Source organism: Neisseria lactamica (assembly GCF_901482445.1).
Classification (GTDB): Bacteria; Pseudomonadota; Gammaproteobacteria; order Burkholderiales; family Neisseriaceae; genus Neisseria; species Neisseria lactamica.
Map to the genome: position 1 here is coordinate 754,960 of NZ_LR590477.1, position 18,865 is coordinate 773,824.

Consider the following 18,865-nt stretch of genomic DNA (forward strand, 5'->3'; position numbering starts at 1 on the left):
TCCGGTTGAAAATGTTTCAGTTTATTTTTACCGATGCCCGATATTGTCGGCAATTTCCCTTTATCCGCCCTGAAAAACGGTGCATAATCCCGAGCAAAACCATAATCAGGAACAATCATGCAAAACTATCTGACCCCCAATTTCGCCTTTGCACCGATGGTTCCCGAACGCGCTTCAGGCAGCCGCGTTTGGGATACGGAAGGGCGTGAATATATTGATTTTTCAGGCGGTATCGCCGTTAACGCGCTGGGACACTGCCACCCTGCCCTTGTCGATGCTTTAAACGCGCAGATGCACAAGCTGTGGCACATTTCCAATATCTATACGACGCGGCCGGCACAGGAATTGGCGCAAAAATTGGTTGCAAACAGTTTTGCCGACAAGGTTTTTTTCTGCAACTCGGGCGCGGAAGCGAATGAGGCGGCGTTGAAGCTGGCAAGGAAATATGCGCGCGACCGTTTCGGCGAAGGCAAAAGCGAAATCGTCGCCTGTATCAACAGTTTCCACGGACGCACGCTGTTTACCGTGTCCGTCGGCGGGCAGCCGAAATACAGCAAGGATTATGCACCGCTGCCGCAAGGCATTACGCACGTTCAGTTTAATGACGTTGCCGCGCTGGAAGCTGCCGTCGGAGAACAGACCTGTGCGGTCATCATCGAGCCGATACAGGGCGAAAGCGGCATCCTGCCCGCCACTGCGGAATATTTGCAGGCGGCGCGCCGTCTGTGCGACCGGCACAATGCGTTGTTGATTTTGGACGAAGTTCAAACCGGGATGGGGCATACGGGCAGGCTGTTTGCCTATGAACATTACGGCGTTGTTCCCGATATTTTAAGTTCGGCAAAAGCCTTGGGCTGCGGCTTTCCGATCGGCGCGATGCTGGCGACAGAAAAGATTGCCGCCGCCTTCCAACCGGGCACGCACGGCTCGACTTTCGGCGGCAACCCGATGGCGTGTGCGGTCGGCAGCCGCGCCTTCGACATCATCAACGCGCCGGAAACCTTGCACAACGTCCGCAGTCAGGGGCAGAAACTTCAGACGGCATTGCGGTCTTTGGGAGAACAAACGGGCTTGTTCTCACAAGTTCGCGGGATGGGGCTGCTGCTCGGCTGCGCGTTGGACGAAGCCTATCGCGGACGCGCATCCGAAATCACCGCCGCCGCCTTGAAACACGGCGTGATGATTTTGGTTGCGGGTGCGGACGTATTGCGTTTCGCGCCTTCGCTGCTGTTGAACGATGAGGATATGGCGGAAGGTTTGGCGCGTCTGGAAAACGCGCTGGTAGAATTTGCCGCGACATCAGACAATCCGTAAAACTCAAATGCCGTCTGAAGGTGGGAAGGCTTCAGACGGCATCAGAAACAAAAAACCGCTTCGGAAACGTGGTTCAACGTTCCGAAGCGGTTTTGTTTGCCATCAGGACTCGAACACCAATTCCGGTTCCCTGCCCTCTTCGATAACTGCCTTACCGACAACCACTTTTTTCAAGCCTTTCAAATCAGGCAGGCGGTACATCGTATCGAGCAGGCAGCGTTCGACGATAGAACGCAGGCCGCGCGCGCCGGTTTTGCGCTCCATTGCCTGCCGCGCGATGGAACGCAATGCGCCTTCTTCAAATTCCAACTCGACATTTTCCATACCGAACAAGGCTTGATACTGCTTGACCAAAGCGTTTTTCGGCTCGGTCAAAATATTAATCAGCGCGTCCTCATCCAGTTCTTCTAACGTTGCAATCACAGGCAAACGTCCGATTAATTCCGGAATCAGGCCGAATTTGATTAAATCTTCCGGTTCGACGATGCCGAACAGCTTGGTAATGTCGGCATTTTCGTCCTTGCTGTGAACGGACGCACCGAAACCGATACCGCCTTTTTCAGTACGCTGGCGGATGACTTTTTCCAAGCCTGCAAACGCGCCGCCGCAGATAAACAGGATGTTGGTGGTATCGACGTTGATGAATTCCTGATTCGGATGCTTGCGGCCGCCTTGTGGCGGAACACTGGCCACCGTGCCTTCAATCAGTTTCAGCAAGGCTTGTTGCACACCTTCGCCGGATACGTCGCGGGTAATCGACGGGTTGTCGCTTTTGCGTGAAATTTTATCGATTTCGTCGATATAGACAATGCCGCGTTGTGCTTTTTCGACATCGAAATCACATTTGCCCAAAAGCTTGGTAATGATTTGCTCGACGTCTTCGCCGACATAACCTGCTTCAGTCAAAGTTGTGGCATCCGCCATCACGAACGGTACATCCAGTTTGCGCGCCAAAGATTGCGCCAGCAGGGTTTTACCCGATCCGGTCGGGCCGATAAGCAGGATGTTGGATTTCGACAATTCGACATTACCGCCGACTTTAGGATGGCGCAGGCGTTTGTAATGGTTGTACACCGACACCGCCAAGGCTTTCTTGGCTTGTTCCTGACCGATAACGTGGTCGTTGAGGTTGGCGACGATTTCGGCGGGTGTGGGCAGCTTGCCGGACTCTTCCGATGTCTGTCCGGCACTTTCCGGAAGCGTGCCGTCATTTCCGTCTTCATGCAATATTTCAATACAGTTTGAGACGCATTCGTCGCAGATAAAGGCATTTTCGCCCTCAATCAAATGTTTGACGTATGATTTGGATTTTCCGCAAAAGGAACAGGTACGGTTTTCGTTGGACATGGCTTTCTTTACAATGTATGCGTTGCAGAAACGGCACGCGCCGTTCGGGTTGCCAAGTATAATAACTATATCCGTGCTTATCAATGTATTACCTTAAAATCCCGCCGATTCGGCTATAATACGCCCCTTCGCAACCGCCCCGGCGGCAGAAATGCCGTCTGAAACCAAATCTGAGGATATTTATGAGAAAACCCCAACGCGGCTACGCCCGCCAAGACCGTGTCAAAGAACAAATTATGCGCGAGCTTGCCGAACTCGTCCGTACCGGACTGAAAGACCCGCGCGCCGGCTTCATTACCGTCAACGAAGTCGAAGTTACCCGCGATTACAGCCACGCCACCGTGTTCTACACCGTTTTAAACCAAGACGCGCGCGAAATTACGGAAGAAGTGCTGGAACACGCACGCGGACACCTCCGCAGCGAATTGGCCAAACGCATCAAGCTGTTCAAAATCCCCGAACTGCATTTCAAATACGACGAATCCTTGGAACGCGGTATGAGCCTGTCCGCCCTTATCGACCAAGTGGCGGCGGAAAAACCGGTTGAAGACTGATACTGCTAGAATGAACAATCTGATTCCCGAATATTTAGCCGCCTATGCACATAGTGACAGCCTGCAAATTGAAGGCGGGCATCGATGCTTTTCATTATCCTGCCAAGGTAGAGATACTTTCCACATCCGTTACTATGGAGAGCCTTTTGACGGATTGATTACCGATACTGATAAGGCTCCGGTAAAAATTGTGGCGGTAGAAGCTGTAAGCGGCAATGAAATCGTATTGTTTGATGGCGCGGAACATGGCTATAACGCTATGTTTTGCGACAAATATAGTCCAAATCAAAAGCAAAACAGAACGTTAACTGATTTGGATGAGTATACTTACCGGGTTCTGATCCATCTTTATTACAATATAGACTATGAAGATGAATATGAAGATTTCGTCAATTCTGAAGGACAAGTCCCCTTAATTGATGGCCGAATCATTAGTTTTGACTCATTAAAACGAAATGGCTTTGATGCAATCAGCGTTGATCTAATTGATGAAAAACACTCTGTTCGTGAATTATTGAATGAAGAATTAAGCTGACACGCAGGCCGTCCGAACCCTTTCAGACGGTCTGAACATTAATATTCCCTAATTAATATGACCAATAAACCCGCCAAACGCCCGGTCAACGGCGTTCTTCTTCTCGACAAATCCGAAGGCCTTTCCAGCAACACCGCCCTACAAAAAGCGCGGCGTTTGTTTCATGCCGAAAAAGCCGGACATACCGGCGTGCTCGATCCTTTGGCAACCGGACTTTTGCCCGTCTGCTTCGGCGAAGCGACCAAGTTCGCCCAATATCTGATTGATGCCGATAAAGCCTACACCGCCACGCTGAAACTCGGCGAAGCCAGCAGCACGGGCGATGCCGAAGGCGAAATCATCGCCGCCGCACGCGCCGATATTTCCTTAGCTGAATTTCAGACGGCATGCCAAGCCCTGACAGGCAACATCCGCCAAGTGCCGCCAATGTTTTCCGCCCTCAAACACGAAGGCAAACCACTGTACGAATACGCGCGCAAAGGCATCGTCATCGAACGCAAGCCGCGCGACATTACCGTTTACGCCATTGATATTACCGAGTTTGACGCGCCCAAAGCCGTCATCGACGTACGTTGCAGCAAAGGCACCTACATCCGCACCCTCAGCGAAGACATCGCCAAACACATCGGCACGTTCGCCCACCTGACCGCCCTGCGCCGCACCGAAACCGCCGGTTTTACCATCGCCCAAAGCCACACGCTTGAGGCCTTGGCAAATTTGAACGAAACAGAACGCGACAGCTTGCTGCTGCCCTGCGACGTATTGGTTGCCCATTTTCCCCAAACCGTTTTAAACGATTATGCCGTCCATATGCTCCGCTGCGGGCAGCGGCCGCGTTTCGAGGAAGACCTGCCTTCCGATACGCCGGTACGCGTTTACACGGAAAACGGCCGCTTTGTCGGACTGGCGGAATATCAAAAGGAAATATGCCGTCTGAAAGCCTTGCGCCTGATGAACACGGCGGCATCCGTCGTCTGAACAGCGGTTAAAAATACGGGCTGTGTTTGAATAATGTGTTGATATAGTGGATTAAATTTAGACCAGTACAGCGTTGCCTCGCCTTGCCGTACTATTTGTACTGTCTGCGGCTTCGTCGCCTTGTCCTGATTTAAATTTAATCCACTATATTTCCGTAAAATCACGACACACTCGGACACCCGCCCCGCTTATCGCAACTTTGCGAACGCCCCGGAAACAGCAAAGACATCAAAGAATTGATTTTATTAGAATTTATTTGCAAAGCCATTTGCCGTTACACAAGAATGGCACATTAAAATGACTGATGAGGATTTATAACGATGAAGACAGACATTCAAGCCGAATTAACCCAAGCCCTGCTATCACACGAAAAAGTATGGGCGAACGAAGAAAAAACCATTTTAGCCAAAAACATTCTGTTGGATTTGGTGGAAAAAACCGACCCGACCATTATCGGGTTGTTATTGGGAAATGATGAGTTAAAACGCCATTTTTTTGTGGAAGTGAATGGTGTTTTGGTGTTTAAATTGCAGAATTTTCGTTTTTTCTTGGACAAACACAGCGTCAATAATTCCTACACAAAATACGCCAACCGCATTGGCTTGACGGACGGCAACCGCTTTTTGAAAGACAATTCGGATATTGTGTTGGATTTTCCGTTTAAAGATTGCGTATTGAATGGCGGACAAAGCACCGAAGAAGGCGAAGAAATTTATTTTAAACGCAATAATAGCCAGCCAGCCAGCCAGCCAGCCAGCCAGCCAGCCAGCCAGCCAGCCAGCCAGCCAGCCAGCCAGCCAGCCAGCCAATTATACACCAAATTAATCCGAAAAAGACAAGAAATCTTTTTTAATCAAACGCTTGCTTTTGATGAAATTGACCGACTTTTTGACGCAAAAGCATTCTCAAAATTCTCCCGCTACACCGCAGACGGCAAACAAGCGGTTGGCGAAATCAAACGTCATTCAGACGGCACACCAGCCGAAAATCTTATTATCAAAGGCAATAATCTGATAGCCCTACATTCGCTTGCCAAACAGTTTAAAGGCAAAGTGAAGCTAATTTATATTGATCCGCCATATAACACGGGCAATGACGGTTTCAAATACAACGACAAATTTAATCGTTCCACTTGGCTGACTTTTATGAAAAACCGTCTGGAAATCGCCAAAGAGCTGCTTATGGAAGACGGTTCAATTTTTGTGTCGATTGACGACAACGAACAGGCATATTTGAAAATTTTAATGGATGAAGTTTTCGGAAATGAAAATTTCATCTGCAATTTTATTTGGGAAAAAAAGACAGGTGCGTCCGATGCCAAACAGATAGCGACTATTACAGAGTTTGTCTTATGTTACTCAAAGAACTTTAAAACAGTTAAATTAAATAAAAACACGTCTTCTTATGATACAGAGAGATACAAATTAAGTGATAAGTTTGAACAGGAAAGAGGCAAATATTATATCGACAATTTAGATAGAGGGGGATTGCAGTATAGTGACAGTTTGAATTTTGCAATCCAATGTCCAGATGGCACTTTTACGTATCCGAATGGCAGGACTGAATTTGTCAATGATGGCTGGATATGGAAATGGAGTAAAAATAAAATTGATTGGGCAATAACAAACGGTTTTTTGGAGTTTAGAAAATCAAAGTCTAAAAAATCTGGATGGAGTGTATGTTATAAAAACTATATGTTGGTTGATAACGAAAACAAGCCGATAGAACGTTCTGCTCCCTATAAGAACTTAATACAGGATATCTTAAATACACATGCGACAGATGAATTGAAAAAACTGTTCGGCAGCAAAGTTTTTACTACTCCAAAACCTGAGAGCTTATTGCAGTATCTTATTCAAATTGCCACATCCGAATCCGACATCGTCTTAGACTACCACTTGGGTAGTGGCACAACCGCCGCCGTCGCTCACAAAATGAACCGCCAATATATTGGTATTGAACAAATGGATTATATTGAAACGCTTGCCGTTGAACGCTTGAAAAAAGTGATTGAAGGCGAGCAAGGCGGTATTTCCAAAGCCGTAAATTGGCAAGGTGGTGGCGAGTTTGTTTATGCCGAGCTTGCTCCATTTAACGAAACCGCAAAACAACAAATTTTAGCGTGCGAAAATTCAAACGACATCAAAACACTGTTTGAAGATTTATGCGAACGCTATTTCTTGAAATACAACGTCAGCATAAATGAATTTAGTCAAATCATTCAAGAGCCTGAATTTCAATCCTTGGCATTAGACGAACAAAAACAAATGGTGCTTGAAATGTTGGATTTAAATCAAATGTATGTTTCATTATCCGAAATGGACGACGAGCAATTTGCAGATTGCCTGAACGATGATGATAAAGCCTTAAGCCGTGCATTCTATCAATCAGTAAAAAATCAAGCGGAGAAAAAAGATGGCGAATAATAAAACGTTGTTTGATTGGGCGGAAGACCGCAAATCAACGATGGAAGAAATGGAACAGACGGATTTTTTCGCGCTGCCTGAATTTGTTTCCAATAATTTAAAATATCCGTTTTTTGAATGGCAAAAATCGGCTTTAGAAAATTTTGTGATTTTTGACCGCACTTCAAAATTAAAGGATTTCCCTGACATCAAAAACCGCCCTACCCATTTGCTGTTCAATATGGCAACGGGCGCGGGCAAAACGATGATGATGGCAGCCTTGATTTTGTATTATTTTGAAAAAGGTTATCGGCATTTTTTGTTTTTCGTTAATCAAAATAACATCGTGGATAAAACGGAAAATAATTTTATTGACCCGGCGCACTCAAAATTTTTATTTACCGAGAAGATTTTGCAGGGCGATACGGTAATTCCCATTCGCAAAGTAGAAACGTTTAGCCCACATTCAGACGGCATTGAAATTAAATTTACCAGCATTCAAAAACTGTATAACGATATTCACACCGAGCGAGAAAACCAAACCACATTGGCGGATTTGCACAAATTGAACCTTGTGATGCTGGGCGATGAAGCACACCATTTAAACGCACAAACTAAAAGCAAAAAACAAGGCGAGTTGGATTTGGAAGTGGAATTAAAAGCCAATGCAGGCAATGCCGAAATTGAACGCAAAGGCTGGGAGCATATGGTTTTGGAATTGTTACTCAATAAAAATGGCAATCCCAGCCAAAATGTGCTGTTGGAATTTACCGCCACGCTGCCTGAAAATGCTGACGTGCAACAAAAATACGCGGATAAAATCATCACAAAATTTGGGTTAAAAGAGTTTTTGCAAAAGGGTTATACCAAAGAAATCAATTTGGTATCCAGTACGCTGAATAAGAAAGAGCGGGTGTTGCACGCTTTATTGTTTGCTTGGTATCGCCATCAAATTGCGTTGAAATATGGCATTGCCAATTTCAAGCCTGTGATGTTGTTTAGAAGTAAGACGATTGATGAATCAAAAGCGGATTATTCGGCGTTTTTAAATTGGGCAGAAAATGTACAAGCAGATGATTTTGAGTTTTTAGATACGTTTTCAGGCAGCCTGAATAATAGCGACAACGCCAACGAACAAGGCAAAACCCGCACCGAACAAGCCCTAAAATTTATGCGGGAAAATGGCTTTGAGTTTGCACATTTGGCAAATTGGGTGAAACAAAATTATCAAAAACACAATGTCATTATTACCAACTCCGAAACCAACAAAAACAAAACTGAAAAAACCGACGGCGAAACGGAAAAATTGCTGAATAATTTGGAAGCGGCTGATAATCCGATCCGTGCCATTTTTACGGTGGATAGATTAACCGAAGGTTGGGACGTTTTAAATTTGTTTGATATTGTGCGTTTGTACGAAGGGCAAAATGGCGGTGGTTCAAATAAAAAATCAGGCAAAACGGCTGCCGCCACCGTATCGGAAAAGCAGTTGATTGGTCGTGGTGTGCGTTATTTTCCATTTGCGTTTGAAGGTAAACAGCCGAATAAACGCAAATTTGACAACGATATGCAACACGAATTGCGTATTTTGGAAGAATTGTTTTATTACACGCATGATGAGCAATCCCGCTATATTTCAGAACTGAAAAACGAGTTGCGAAAAGACGGTTATTTGCCTGAAAAAGACGATGATAAGGTGTTGGCAACATTTAAACTCAAATCTGAATTTGCCGATAATAAGGATTTTAGAGAGTTGTTAATTTGGGCGAATAAAAAAATCCCCAACCCAAACGCCAAAAATAATAATGCAGACAGCCTGCAAGCCAATCCGCAAACGCTTTCATTCCAAGTTCACGGTAATCAACTGTTGCAGGAAACGCAATTTACAGCCGATGAAAATGATGAAACCGCCCGACAAATCGGCACACAAAATAATTTTACTCAAACCATAAAAATGAGTGAAATGGAGCGGCATATTTCCAATAAAGCATTACATATCAAAGGGAAAAATAGTCAATCTTTATTCCATTTCAACCGTTTGCAAAGCAAGCTCAATATTCAAAATCGCAATGAATTGCAAAATAAATTGTTGAAAGACTGGCAAATTGAATTTTTAGGATTAGGGCAAGACAAACAGGTTTGCCCGGACGATAAACTTGCAGGCTGCCTGAAAATCTTGGAAATGGTTGAAAAGCATTTGAATGAAAGTGATAAGCCATTTATCGGTATAAAAGAATTTACGCCTAAAAAATTATGGGAAATTTTCGGCACACCAAAACAAAAATGGGTCAAAAAAGATGATGTAAAAACGACTATTGCCACGCAAAATGATTGGTATGCGATGGATAATTTTGCCGGAACGAGTTTGGAAGAAGCGTTAATTCAATTTATTTCAGCGCGTTTGGGCGATTTGAAATCTCAATATGACGTTCATTTAATCCGTAATGAAGAAGTGTTTAAATTAAATAACTTTGCCGATGGTGAAGGATTTATGCCCGACTTTATTTTATTACTGAAAGATAAACAAAAATCTTCTTCCAATGGTGTGAACGACTTTTTGTATTACCAAATTTTCATTGAGCCCAAAGGTGAGCATTTAGCGGAAACTGATAGGTGGAAAGAAGAATTTTTAGAAGCAATCACAGCAGAATATGGCAAGGATAAAATCCTGCAAAAAGATACACCGCATTATCGTTTGATCGGTTTGCCGTTTTTTACTGACAATCAGGAAAATGGACAATTTACGGAGTCATTCCCTTTAGGGGCGGTTTCGCTTGAAAAATAGAGTAGCGCATTGCAGGCAACCCCGTTTGACAAAACTTCCTTTACAAAAGGGCGTTTTGTCAGATATTTAATCAACACATTATTAAAATACAGCCAAATTTTAATGCCGTCCGAACCCTGTGTTCAGACGGCATCATATTTTTCAGTATCTAAACCGTTTCCCTACCCCAATCTTTACCCCTCAAAATCGAGGCATCGACATCTTGAATATCGCGGTGTCCCGTAAACGCCATCGACACATCCATTTCCTTGTACAAAATCTCCAGCGCACGGGTAACGCCTTCTTCACCGTATGCGCCCAAGCCGTAGAGGAACGCGCGGCCGATCATCGTACCTTTCGCACCCAAAGCCCACGCCTTCAAAATATCCTGACCGCTGCGGATACCGCTGTCCATCCAAACCTCGATGTCGCTGCCGACTGCGGAAACAATATCGGGCAATGCCTTGATGGCGGACACGGTATCGTCGAGCTGGCGGCCGCCGTGGTTGGAAACGACCAATGCGTCCGCACCGCTTTTCGCTGCTTTTTCCGCGTCTTCAGGTTCCATAATGCCTTTGATAATCAGCTTGCCACCCCACAAATCTTTAATCCGCGCCACGTCGTCCCAGCTTAAGCGCGGGTCGAACTGTTCCGCCGTCCACGAAGAAAGTGAAGACAAATCGCCCACATCTTTTGCGTGTCCGACGATATTGCGGAACGTGCGGCGTTGTGTGTTCAGCATTTTCATACACCATTCGGGCTTGGTCGCCAGATTGATCAAATTGGCGATGGTCGGTTTCGGCGGCGCGGACAGACCGTTTTTGATGTCTTTGTGGCGTTGCCCCAAAACCTGCAAATCGGCGGTCAAAACCAATGCCGAACATTTGGCATCCTTCGCGCGCTTAATCAGGTTTTCCATAAACTCGCGGTCGCGCATCACATAAAGCTGAAACCAAAACGGCGCGCTAGTGTTCTCGGCAACGTCTTCAATCGAGCAGATGGACATGGTCGAGAGCGTAAACGGAATGCCGAACTTCTCCGCCGCCCGCGCCGCCAAAATTTCGCCGTCGGCGTGTGCCATACCGGTAAAACCCGTCGGCGCAATCGCCACCGGCATTTTCACATCCTGCCCGATCATTTTGGTTTCGAGGCTGCGTCCCTCCATATTGACCAATACCTTTTGTCGGAAGCGGATATCTTTGAAATCCGAAGTATTTTCCCGATAAGTCGTTTCTGTCCACGAACCCGAATCGATGTAATCGTAAAACATACGCGGCATTTTGCGCTTGGCAACGCGGCGCAAGTCTTCGATGCAGGTCATTTTGCTCAAATCACGTTTCATTTGTCGCCCCCTGAATACCTGAATAACTTTATATGAAATCGATAATGTATATCAATATTGATTATAAGGCAAATCATTTCAACATTTGCCGCACCCGCCGCCGCTCCCACTTCAAGCGGCATAAGGTTTAGGATTCAAAAATAACAAATTAAAATCAAAATATTAAAAATCAATCAATCTGCCGATTTAAACAGCCAATCGCGCAATCCGCCCCCATACTTGACTGAAACACTCAGATATTGGACAATTCCGCCCACTATAAAAAAAGCCGACACGGGCAACCACCACTATGAGACTGACCACCAAAGGGCGTTTCGCCGTTACCGCTATGCTGGATTTGGCGATGAACGCGCAAACCGGCGCCGTCAAACTCAGTGCCATCAGCGAACGCCAAAACATATCCCTCTCCTATCTCGAGCAATTGTTCGGCAAACTACGTCGCGCCGGACTGGTTGAAAGCCTGCGCGGACCCGGCGGCGGCTACATCCTCGCCGCACCGGCGGCACGCATCAACATCGCCCAAATCATTTCCGCCGCCGAAGACCGGCTGGACGCGACCCAATGCGGCAGCAAAGCCAACTGCCACCACGGCGCGCCCTGCCTGACGCACGACCTTTGGGAGAATTTAAACAAAACCATCAACGACTACCTCGGCAGCGTTACCCTGCAAAGCATCATCGAACAAAAAAACAACGGTGACGGCAGCCGCGTCGTCCAATTTACACACATCCATTAAATAACACCCGAAAAAGAAAGAGCAAACCATGACCGTCAAAACCCCCGTTTATCTCGACTACGCCGCCACCACCCCCGTTGACAAACGCGTTGCCGAAAAAATGATTCCCTATCTGACCGAAACCTTCGGCAACCCCGCCTCCAACAGCCACGCATTCGGCTGGGAAGCAGAAGAAGCCGTCGAAAAAGCCCGTGCCGACATCGCCGCCCTGATTAATGCCGACCCTAAAGAAATCATCTTCACCAGCGGCGCGACCGAGTCCGACAACCTCGCCATCAAAGGCGCGGCAAACTTCTACAAAACCAAAGGCAAACACCTCATCACCGTCAAAACCGAACACAAAGCCGTTTTAGATACAATGCGCGAACTCGAACGCCAAGGTTTCGAAGTAACCTACCTCGGCGTGCAGGAAAACGGTTTGATTGATTTGGAAGAACTCAAAGCCTCCATCCGCGACGACACCATCCTGATTTCCGTAATGTGGGTGAACAACGAAATCGGTGTGGTGCAAGACATTCCCGCCATCGGCGAAATCTGCCGCGAACGCAAAATCGTCTTCCACGTCGATGCCGCCCAAGCCTGCGGCAAAGTGCCTGTCGATGTCGAAGCTGCCAAAATCGACCTGCTCTCGATGTCCGCGCACAAAGTGTACGGTCCCAAAGGCATCGGCGCGCTGTACGTCCGCCGCAAACCCCGCGTCCGTCTCGAAGCCCAAATGCACGGTGGCGGCCACGAACGCGGCTTCCGCAGCGGCACATTGCCGACCCACCAAATCGTTGGCATGGGCGAAGCCTTCCGCATCGCCAAAGAAGAACTCGAGCAAGACATGGCGCACTACCGCAAACTGCGCGACATCTTCCTCAAAGGCATCGAAGGCATCGAAGAAGTCTATATCAACGGCGACCTCGAACACCGCGCTCCGAACAACCTGAACGTCAGCTTCAACTTCGTCGAAGGTGAAAGCCTGATTATGGCGGTGAAAGAACTCGCCGTATCCAGCGGCTCCGCCTGCACCTCCGCCTCGCTCGAACCCAGCTACGTCCTGCGCGCGCTCGGCCGCAACGACGAATTGGCGCACTCGTCCCTGCGTATCACCTTCGGCCGCATGACCACCGAAGAAGAAGTACAATTTGCAGCAGAGCTGATCAAATCCAAAATCGGCAAACTGCGCGAACTGTCGCCGCTGTGGGAAATGTTTAAAGACGGGATTGATTTGAATTCGATTGAGTGGGCGGCGCATTGATAATCTAAATAGGCTATCTGAAAAAGGAGAAGGATTTTGTTTCAGATAGCCAAAAAACTATTCTTATTAATTTTATTTCTAACTCCTAAAGGGATATAAAAAAAATGGCGTATCGTTGTGACACTGATCTGGAATTTTTGGCAGAGATTAAATCAGAAGATTTAAATGACCTTGTATATTGCCTAACTCATGATAAAGATGGTGAGAAAAGATTTACAGAAGAATTAAGTGAGAGTAGCGCATATAAAGAATACTATCCGGACCACCATCAGTATTGGAAATTGATAGCAGCAGAAATTCAATGTTTTGGTGCAAATACTTTTGCTACATTATTAAGAGGAGGAGAAGGAATACTTTACAAGGAAGTATTAACTGATGTATGTGATAAATTAAAAGTTAATTATAACAATAGCTCATCAGTTGAAAAGATAGAAACACATCTATTAATGAAAATTCTAGAGGATTCAATAGAAAAATTAAGTCATTCTGAATTGCAAGACTTGGCAAGAAATTTAGGACTTAAAAACTTTTCAGGAATTACACCAGAAGCACTAGTGGGTATATTTCAAGCAGTATTTAGAGCAGGTGGGTTTAAATCATACCAGCTGACCTTAATCATTGTTAATTATATTATGAAGGCTATTTTAGGAAGAGGGCTAAGTTTAGCAGGTAACGCAGCTTTAACAAGAACAATGTCTGTTTTAGCTGGCCCGATTGGTTGGACTATTACAGGATTATGGACTGCGATTGATATAGCAGGTCCTGCTTACCGTGTAACAATTCCTGCTGTAATTCATGTTGCGGTACTTCGCCAAAAATATTTGTATGATGAGAAAGCAAGAGATGTTTCTTTTGGATAATTACAGTAATCGCAGGTTGGGTTAAAAACCCAACAAACCTATCAATCCACTCGAAGTGTTGGGTTTGACAACCCATTCCACCTGATACATTAAAAACAAAAAAGGTCGTCTGAAACCTCAAAAAGGCCTTTTCAGACGACCTAAAAGCCACCACATTAAAATCAAGGATACAAAACCATGAACGAACAAGATTTAGATTTGGACAATCTCGACAACCTGCTCGAAGATTTTGACGGCGTTACCGTAGAGGGTGGTGTCGATTCGGAAGACGACGATGGCTGCGAAGGCGGCGCGTGCAAAATCTGAATGTCAAGTTGTCTGAAAACAGGCAAACAAACCACTTAAATCATCAAAAAACATTAAGGAAACCACATCATGGCATACAGTGATAAAGTAATCGACCACTACGAAAACCCACGCAACGTCGGCACTTTCGACAAAAACGACGAGTCCGTCGGCACCGGCATGGTCGGCGCGCCTGCCTGCGGCGACGTGATGCGCCTGCAAATCAAAGTCAACGACGAAGGCATCATCGAAGATGCAAAATTCAAAACTTACGGCTGCGGCTCCGCCATCGCTTCTTCCAGCCTGATTACCGAGTGGGTCAAAGGCAAAAGCCTTGATGACGCGCTGGCAATCAAAAACAGCGAAATCGCCGAGGAATTGGAACTGCCGCCGGTAAAAATCCACTGCTCCATCTTGGCGGAAGACGCGGTAAAAGCGGCCGTTGCCGACTACCGCAAACGTCAGGAAAACAGATAAAGCCCTTCAAACGGCATCGTCCCGCAATGCCGTCCGAACCGCCCGCCGCTTCGGGTTCGTCCGGGGCGGTACAACAAGGAAAAAATATGATTACCCTTACCGAGAATGCCGCAAAACACATCAATGACTATCTCGCCAAACGCGGCAAAGGCTTGGGCGTACGCTTGGGTGTGAAAACCAGCGGCTGCTCGGGGATGGCGTACAACCTTGAATTTGTCGATGAAGCCGACGGCGACGACCTGATTTTTGAAGAACACGGCGCACGCATTTATATCGACCCGAAAAGCCTGGTTTATTTAGACGGTACGCAAGTCGATTACACCAAAGAAGGTTTGCAGGAAGGTTTCAAATTTGAAAACCCCAATGTCAAAGACTCCTGCGGCTGCGGCGAGAGCTTCCACGTTTAAGGCATAAAAACGGCGGGACAGTATCAAAACCGTCCCGCCATTTTTTCGCTTCCTGCCTGTTGTAGCTGCCTTTGCCTTTTCTTTTCCGTTCCACCTTGTGCCGGAACAAATCGGATTTCACTAAGGCTTTTAAAGCATTGTCGCGTATTTTGCCTTTATTGTGCTGCACTTTGCCGCCCATATTCAGTCCTTTTGTTTAAGAAGCCGCAGATTATAAGGCAAAAACAGTTTTCTGCCAAAATCTCACATTTATCATTCTACTATGTCCCAATATTTCACCCTCTTCCGGATTGAACCCGCTTTCGATATCGACACCGAAAACTTGGAACAAACCTACCGCGCCTTGGCCGCCCGTTTCCATCCCGACAAATTTGCTTCCGCTTCCGCCTTTGAGCAAAAGCAGGCAGTAATGATGTCTTCCACCATCAACGATGCCTACCGCACCTTGAAAAACCCCATCGACCGCGCCGCCTACCTGCTGAAAACATCGGGCATTGATGCCGACGCGCCGGAGCATACCTCTTTCGCCCCCGAATTCCTTATGCAGCAAATGGAATGGCGCGAAACGCTGATGGAGGCACGGGCAGGCAACGACCTTGAATCCTTGAAAAATCTCGATAACGAAATCCGCGCCGAACAAGAAAAACTGTTCTGCAGTCTGAAACAGTCGTTTGCCCGACAAGATTGCGACACCGCCGCACAACAAGTCCGACAAGGCAGGTTTCTCGACAAACTCCGCCACGAAATTTCCTCGGCATTATAATCCGCACCGTGTTTCAGGCGACATAGCCGCAACACCGTTCCGCGTCAAAATATGCTAAAATAAGCAACAATTTTTTGCCATACGAAACATTGAAACCATGACCGACGCAACCATCCGCAACGACCACAAATTCGCCCTCGAAACCCTGCCCGTCAGCCTTGAAGACGAAATGCGCAAAAGCTATCTCGATTACGCCATGAGCGTGATTGTCGGGCGCGCGCTGCCGGACGTGCGCGACGGTCTCAAACCCGTACACCGCCGCGTGCTGTATGCCATGCACGAGCTGAAAAACAACTGGAATGCCGCCTACAAAAAATCGGCGCGCATTGTCGGCGACGTCATCGGTAAATACCACCCCCACGGCGATACCGCCGTATACGACACCATCGTCCGTATGGCGCAAAATTTCGCTATGCGCTATGTGCTGATAGACGGACAGGGCAACTTCGGATCGGTTGACGGGCTTGCTGCCGCCGCGATGCGTTACACCGAAATCCGTATGGCGAAAATTTCCCACGAAATGCTGGCGGATATTGAGGAAGAAACCGTCAATTTCGGTCCGAACTACGACGGCAGCGAACACGAGCCGCTTGTACTGCCGACCCGCTTCCCCGCCCTGCTCGTCAACGGCTCTTCCGGTATCGCCGTCGGTATGGCGACCAATATCCCGCCGCACAACCTGTCCGACACCGTCAACGCCTGCCTGCGCCTGCTCGATGCACCCGACACCGAAATCGACGAGCTGATCGACATCATCCAAGCCCCCGACTTCCCGACCGGGGCAACCATCTACGGCTTGAGCGGGGTGCGCGAAGGCTATAAAACCGGCCGCGGCCGCGTCGTCATCCGAGCCAAGACCCACACCGAACCCATCGGCAAAAACGGCGAACGCGAAGCCATCGTTATCGACGAAATCCCCTATCAGGTCAACAAAGCCAAGCTGGTCGAAAAAATCGGCGATTTGGTCCGAGAAAAAACGCTGGAAGGCATTTCCGAGCTCCGCGATGAATCCGACAAATCCGGTATGCGCGTCGTTATCGAGCTGAAACGCAACGAAAATGCCGAAGTCGTTTTAAACCAACTCTACAAACTCACCCAGCTTCAAGACAGCTTCGGCATCAATATGGTGGTTTTAGTCGACGGACAACCGCGCCTGTTGAACCTGAAGCAGATTCTGTCCGAATTCCTGCGCCACCGCCGCGAAGTCGTTACCCGGCGCACGCTGTTCCGATTGAAGAAGGCACGCCATGAAGGGCATATTGCCGAAGGCAAAGCCGTCGCATTGTCCAATATCGATGAAATCATCAGGCTCATTAAAGAATCGCCCAACGCAGCCGAGGCCAAAGAAAAACTGCTTTCCCGCTCTTGGCGCAGCAGCCTCGTTGAAGAAATGCTGACGCGTTCCGGCTTGGATTTGGAAATGATGCGTCCGGAAGGATTGGCGGCAAACATCGGTTTGAAAGAGCAAGGTTATTACCTGAGCGAGATTCAGGCAGATGCTATTTTACGCATGAGCCTGCGAAACCTGACCGGCCTCGATCGGGAAGAAATTGTCGAAAGCTACAAAAACCTGATGGGTAAAATCATCGACTTTGTGGACATCCTCTCCAAACCCGAACGCATTACCCGAATCATCCGCGACGAGCTGGAAGAAATCAAAACCAACTATGGCGATGAAAGGCTCAGCGAAATCAACCCGTTCGGCGGCGACATTGCCGATGAAGACCTGATTCCGCAACGCGAAATGGTCGTTACCCTGACCCACGGCGGCTACATTAAAACCCAGCCGACCACCGATTATCAGGCACAACGTCGCGGCGGACGCGGCAAACAGGCTGCCGCCACCAAAGACGAAGACTTCATCGAAACCCTGTTCGTTGCGAACACACACGACTATCTGATGTGTTTCACCAATCTCGGCAAGTGCCACTGGATTAAGGTTTACAAGCTGCCCGAAGGCGGGCGCAACAGCCGCGGCCGTCCGATAAACAACGTCATCCAGTTGGAAGAAGGCGAAAAAGTCAGCGCCATCCTCGCCGTGCGCGAATTCCCCGAAGACCAATACGTCTTCTTCGCCACCGCGCAAGGCATCGTGAAAAAAGTCCGGCTTTCCGCCTTTAAAAACGTCCGCGCCCAAGGCATCAAAGCTATTGCGCTCAAAGAAGGCGATTCCCTGATCGGTGCCGCGCAAACCGGCGGATCGGACGACATTATGCTGTTCTCCAACTTGGGCAAGGCCATCCGCTTTAACGAATACTGGGAAAAATCCGGCAACGGCGAAGCGGAAGATGCCGACAGCGAAACTTCAGACGGCATCGAAGACGAAAACGCCGACAGCGAAAACGCCCTGCCGGGCGGCAAATACGGCGTGCGCCCGTCCGGCCGGGGCAGCGGCGGGATGCGCGGTATGCGCCTGCCTGCCGACGGCAAAATCGTCAGCCTGATTACCTTCGCCCCCGAAGCCGGAGAAAGCGGTCTGCAAGTATTAACCGCCACCGCCAACGGCTACGGCAAACGCACCCCGATTGCCGATTACAGCCGTAAAAATAAAGGCGGACAAGGCAATATCGCCATCAATACCGGCGAACGCAACGGCGATTTGGTTGCCGCAACCTTGGTCGGCGAAACCGACGATTTGATGCTGATTACCAGCGGCGGCGTCCTCATCCGCACCAAAGTCGAACAAATCCGCGAAACCGGCCGCGCCGCCGCAGGCGTGAAACTGATTAATTTGGACGAAGGCGAAACCTTGGTATCGCTGGAACGTGTTGCCGAAGACGAAGACGAATCCGAACTCTCCGACGCTTCTGTAATTTCCGGCGCAACCGAACCGGAAGCCGAGAACTGAAAATCAT

Annotated in this window: 17 protein-coding genes and 1 pseudogene; 14 read left to right on the forward strand and 4 right to left on the reverse strand. The window is 48.0% G+C overall.

The genetic code is table 11. The annotated features are described in order from the left end of the window. The first annotated feature begins 117 nt into the window (after positions 1 to 117). On the forward strand, positions 118 to 1,314 hold the full coding sequence (locus FGL10_RS04050) for an aspartate aminotransferase family protein (protein ID WP_003707743.1): 1,197 nt from the start codon (positions 118 to 120) through the stop codon (positions 1,312 to 1,314). A 102-nt stretch (positions 1,315 to 1,416) separates the two neighbouring features. Here FGL10_RS04050 and clpX read toward each other — a convergent pair whose 3' ends face one another. Next, entirely contained in the window at positions 1,417 to 2,661 is a 1,245-nt protein-coding gene (clpX, locus tag FGL10_RS04055; protein WP_036469293.1) for an ATP-dependent Clp protease ATP-binding subunit ClpX, read from the reverse strand. 182 nt (positions 2,662 to 2,843) lie between these two features. On the opposite strand from clpX, the gene rbfA reads away from it, so the two are divergent. From rbfA to truB, 3 genes are read left to right on the forward strand one after another with little or no spacing between them, the layout of a single operon-like run. Continuing rightward, a complete protein-coding gene (rbfA, locus tag FGL10_RS04060) occupies positions 2,844 to 3,215 on the forward strand; it encodes a 30S ribosome-binding factor RbfA (RefSeq protein ID WP_003707738.1) in 372 nt (123 codons plus the stop codon). Between the two features lie 10 nt (positions 3,216 to 3,225). After that, positions 3,226 to 3,750: a hypothetical protein gene (locus tag FGL10_RS04065; RefSeq protein ID WP_003707736.1), complete on the forward strand. Its 525-nt coding sequence runs from the start codon at positions 3,226 to 3,228 to the stop codon at positions 3,748 to 3,750. Positions 3,751 to 3,807: 57 nt separating this feature from the next. After that, positions 3,808 to 4,728, forward strand: a complete 921-nt coding sequence (gene truB / locus FGL10_RS04070; protein ID WP_003707733.1) for a tRNA pseudouridine(55) synthase TruB — start codon at positions 3,808 to 3,810, stop codon at positions 4,726 to 4,728. Between the two features lie 41 nt (positions 4,729 to 4,769). Here truB and FGL10_RS12910 read toward each other — a convergent pair. After that, positions 4,770 to 4,880: pseudogene (locus tag FGL10_RS12910) on the reverse strand (IS5/IS1182 family transposase); the annotation flags it as partial. Between the two features lie 168 nt (positions 4,881 to 5,048). On the opposite strand from FGL10_RS12910, the gene FGL10_RS04085 reads away from it, so the two are divergent. Next, entirely contained in the window at positions 5,049 to 7,154 is a 2,106-nt protein-coding gene (locus FGL10_RS04085) for a DNA methyltransferase (RefSeq protein WP_003707729.1), read from the forward strand. Continuing rightward, a complete protein-coding gene (locus FGL10_RS04090) occupies positions 7,144 to 9,918 on the forward strand; it encodes a DEAD/DEAH box helicase family protein (protein WP_003707727.1) in 2,775 nt (924 codons plus the stop codon). The genes FGL10_RS04085 and FGL10_RS04090 overlap by 11 nt, the downstream gene beginning before the upstream one ends. A gap of 148 nt (positions 9,919 to 10,066) precedes the next feature. On the opposite strand, the gene FGL10_RS04095 is transcribed toward FGL10_RS04090, so the two are convergent. Further along, complete coding sequence (locus FGL10_RS04095) at positions 10,067 to 11,239, reverse strand: alpha-hydroxy acid oxidase (RefSeq protein ID WP_003707725.1); 1,173 nt, start codon at positions 11,237 to 11,239, stop codon at positions 10,067 to 10,069. Positions 11,240 to 11,528: 289 nt separating this feature from the next. On the opposite strand from FGL10_RS04095, the gene iscR reads away from it, so the two are divergent. The 6 genes from iscR to iscA all read left to right on the forward strand — a co-directional run bounded on the left by iscR (position 11,529) and on the right by iscA (position 15,247). Next, entirely contained in the window at positions 11,529 to 11,975 is a 447-nt protein-coding gene (gene iscR / locus FGL10_RS04100; RefSeq protein ID WP_003707722.1) for a Fe-S cluster assembly transcriptional regulator IscR, read from the forward strand. Positions 11,976 to 12,003: 28 nt separating this feature from the next. Next, entirely contained in the window at positions 12,004 to 13,218 is a 1,215-nt protein-coding gene (locus FGL10_RS04105) for an IscS subfamily cysteine desulfurase (protein WP_003707720.1), read from the forward strand. Between the two features lie 104 nt (positions 13,219 to 13,322). After that, a complete protein-coding gene (locus FGL10_RS04110) occupies positions 13,323 to 14,078 on the forward strand; it encodes a YaaW family protein (protein WP_003707718.1) in 756 nt (251 codons plus the stop codon). A gap of 177 nt (positions 14,079 to 14,255) precedes the next feature. Then, positions 14,256 to 14,384: a hypothetical protein gene (locus FGL10_RS12765; protein ID WP_003707716.1), complete on the forward strand. Its 129-nt coding sequence runs from the start codon at positions 14,256 to 14,258 to the stop codon at positions 14,382 to 14,384. A 69-nt stretch (positions 14,385 to 14,453) separates the two neighbouring features. Continuing rightward, the gene (gene iscU / locus FGL10_RS04115; RefSeq protein WP_002213175.1) at positions 14,454 to 14,840 is read left to right on the forward strand and encodes a Fe-S cluster assembly scaffold IscU; all 387 of its coding nucleotides are present in this window, start codon (positions 14,454 to 14,456) and stop codon (positions 14,838 to 14,840) included. 86 nt (positions 14,841 to 14,926) lie between these two features. Beyond that, positions 14,927 to 15,247 (forward strand): iron-sulfur cluster assembly protein IscA, encoded by a 321-nt coding sequence (gene iscA, locus FGL10_RS04120; RefSeq protein ID WP_003712320.1) that lies wholly within the window; start codon positions 14,927 to 14,929, stop codon positions 15,245 to 15,247. On the opposite strand, the gene FGL10_RS04125 is transcribed toward iscA, so the two are convergent. Beyond that, positions 15,207 to 15,428: an alternative ribosome-rescue factor A gene (locus tag FGL10_RS04125; protein ID WP_003751095.1), complete on the reverse strand. Its 222-nt coding sequence runs from the start codon at positions 15,426 to 15,428 to the stop codon at positions 15,207 to 15,209. The two genes, iscA and FGL10_RS04125, sit on opposite strands and share 41 nt — an antisense overlap. 81 nt (positions 15,429 to 15,509) lie before the next feature. On the opposite strand from FGL10_RS04125, the gene hscB reads away from it, so the two are divergent. Beyond that, on the forward strand, positions 15,510 to 16,010 hold the full coding sequence (hscB, locus tag FGL10_RS04130) for a Fe-S protein assembly co-chaperone HscB (protein ID WP_003707711.1): 501 nt from the start codon (positions 15,510 to 15,512) through the stop codon (positions 16,008 to 16,010). A 97-nt stretch (positions 16,011 to 16,107) separates the two neighbouring features. Next, positions 16,108 to 18,858 carry a DNA gyrase subunit A gene (gene gyrA / locus FGL10_RS04135; protein ID WP_003707710.1) on the forward strand — a complete coding sequence of 917 codons (2,751 nt, stop codon included), beginning with the start codon at positions 16,108 to 16,110 and terminating at the stop codon, positions 18,856 to 18,858. Positions 18,859 to 18,865: the final 7 nt, after the last annotated feature.

Excerpts from the sequence above, each read along its gene's own strand:
- FGL10_RS04090 (WP_003707727.1), top strand. The coding sequence starts at position 7,144 with ATGGCGAATAATAAAACGTTGTTTGATTGGGCGGAAGACCGCAAATCA.
- rbfA (WP_003707738.1), top strand. The coding sequence starts at position 2,844 with ATGAGAAAACCCCAACGCGGCTACGCCCGCCAAGACCGTGTCAAAGAA.
- iscA (WP_003712320.1), top strand. The coding sequence starts at position 14,927 with ATGATTACCCTTACCGAGAATGCCGCAAAACACATCAATGACTATCTC.
- FGL10_RS04110 (WP_003707718.1), top strand. The coding sequence starts at position 13,323 with ATGGCGTATCGTTGTGACACTGATCTGGAATTTTTGGCAGAGATTAAA.
- FGL10_RS04065 (WP_003707736.1), top strand. The coding sequence starts at position 3,226 with ATGAACAATCTGATTCCCGAATATTTAGCCGCCTATGCACATAGTGAC.
- FGL10_RS04095 (WP_003707725.1), bottom strand. The coding sequence starts at position 11,239 with ATGAAACGTGATTTGAGCAAAATGACCTGCATCGAAGACTTGCGCCGC.
- clpX (WP_036469293.1), bottom strand. The coding sequence starts at position 2,661 with ATGTCCAACGAAAACCGTACCTGTTCCTTTTGCGGAAAATCCAAATCA.
- FGL10_RS04050 (WP_003707743.1), top strand. The coding sequence starts at position 118 with ATGCAAAACTATCTGACCCCCAATTTCGCCTTTGCACCGATGGTTCCC.
- gyrA (WP_003707710.1), top strand. The coding sequence starts at position 16,108 with ATGACCGACGCAACCATCCGCAACGACCACAAATTCGCCCTCGAAACC.
- hscB (WP_003707711.1), top strand. The coding sequence starts at position 15,510 with ATGTCCCAATATTTCACCCTCTTCCGGATTGAACCCGCTTTCGATATC.
- FGL10_RS04105 (WP_003707720.1), top strand. The coding sequence starts at position 12,004 with ATGACCGTCAAAACCCCCGTTTATCTCGACTACGCCGCCACCACCCCC.
- FGL10_RS04085 (WP_003707729.1), top strand. The coding sequence starts at position 5,049 with ATGAAGACAGACATTCAAGCCGAATTAACCCAAGCCCTGCTATCACAC.
- iscR (WP_003707722.1), top strand. The coding sequence starts at position 11,529 with ATGAGACTGACCACCAAAGGGCGTTTCGCCGTTACCGCTATGCTGGAT.
- iscU (WP_002213175.1), top strand. The coding sequence starts at position 14,454 with ATGGCATACAGTGATAAAGTAATCGACCACTACGAAAACCCACGCAAC.
- truB (WP_003707733.1), top strand. The coding sequence starts at position 3,808 with ATGACCAATAAACCCGCCAAACGCCCGGTCAACGGCGTTCTTCTTCTC.
- FGL10_RS04125 (WP_003751095.1), bottom strand. The coding sequence starts at position 15,428 with ATGGGCGGCAAAGTGCAGCACAATAAAGGCAAAATACGCGACAATGCT.
- FGL10_RS12765 (WP_003707716.1), top strand. The coding sequence starts at position 14,256 with ATGAACGAACAAGATTTAGATTTGGACAATCTCGACAACCTGCTCGAA.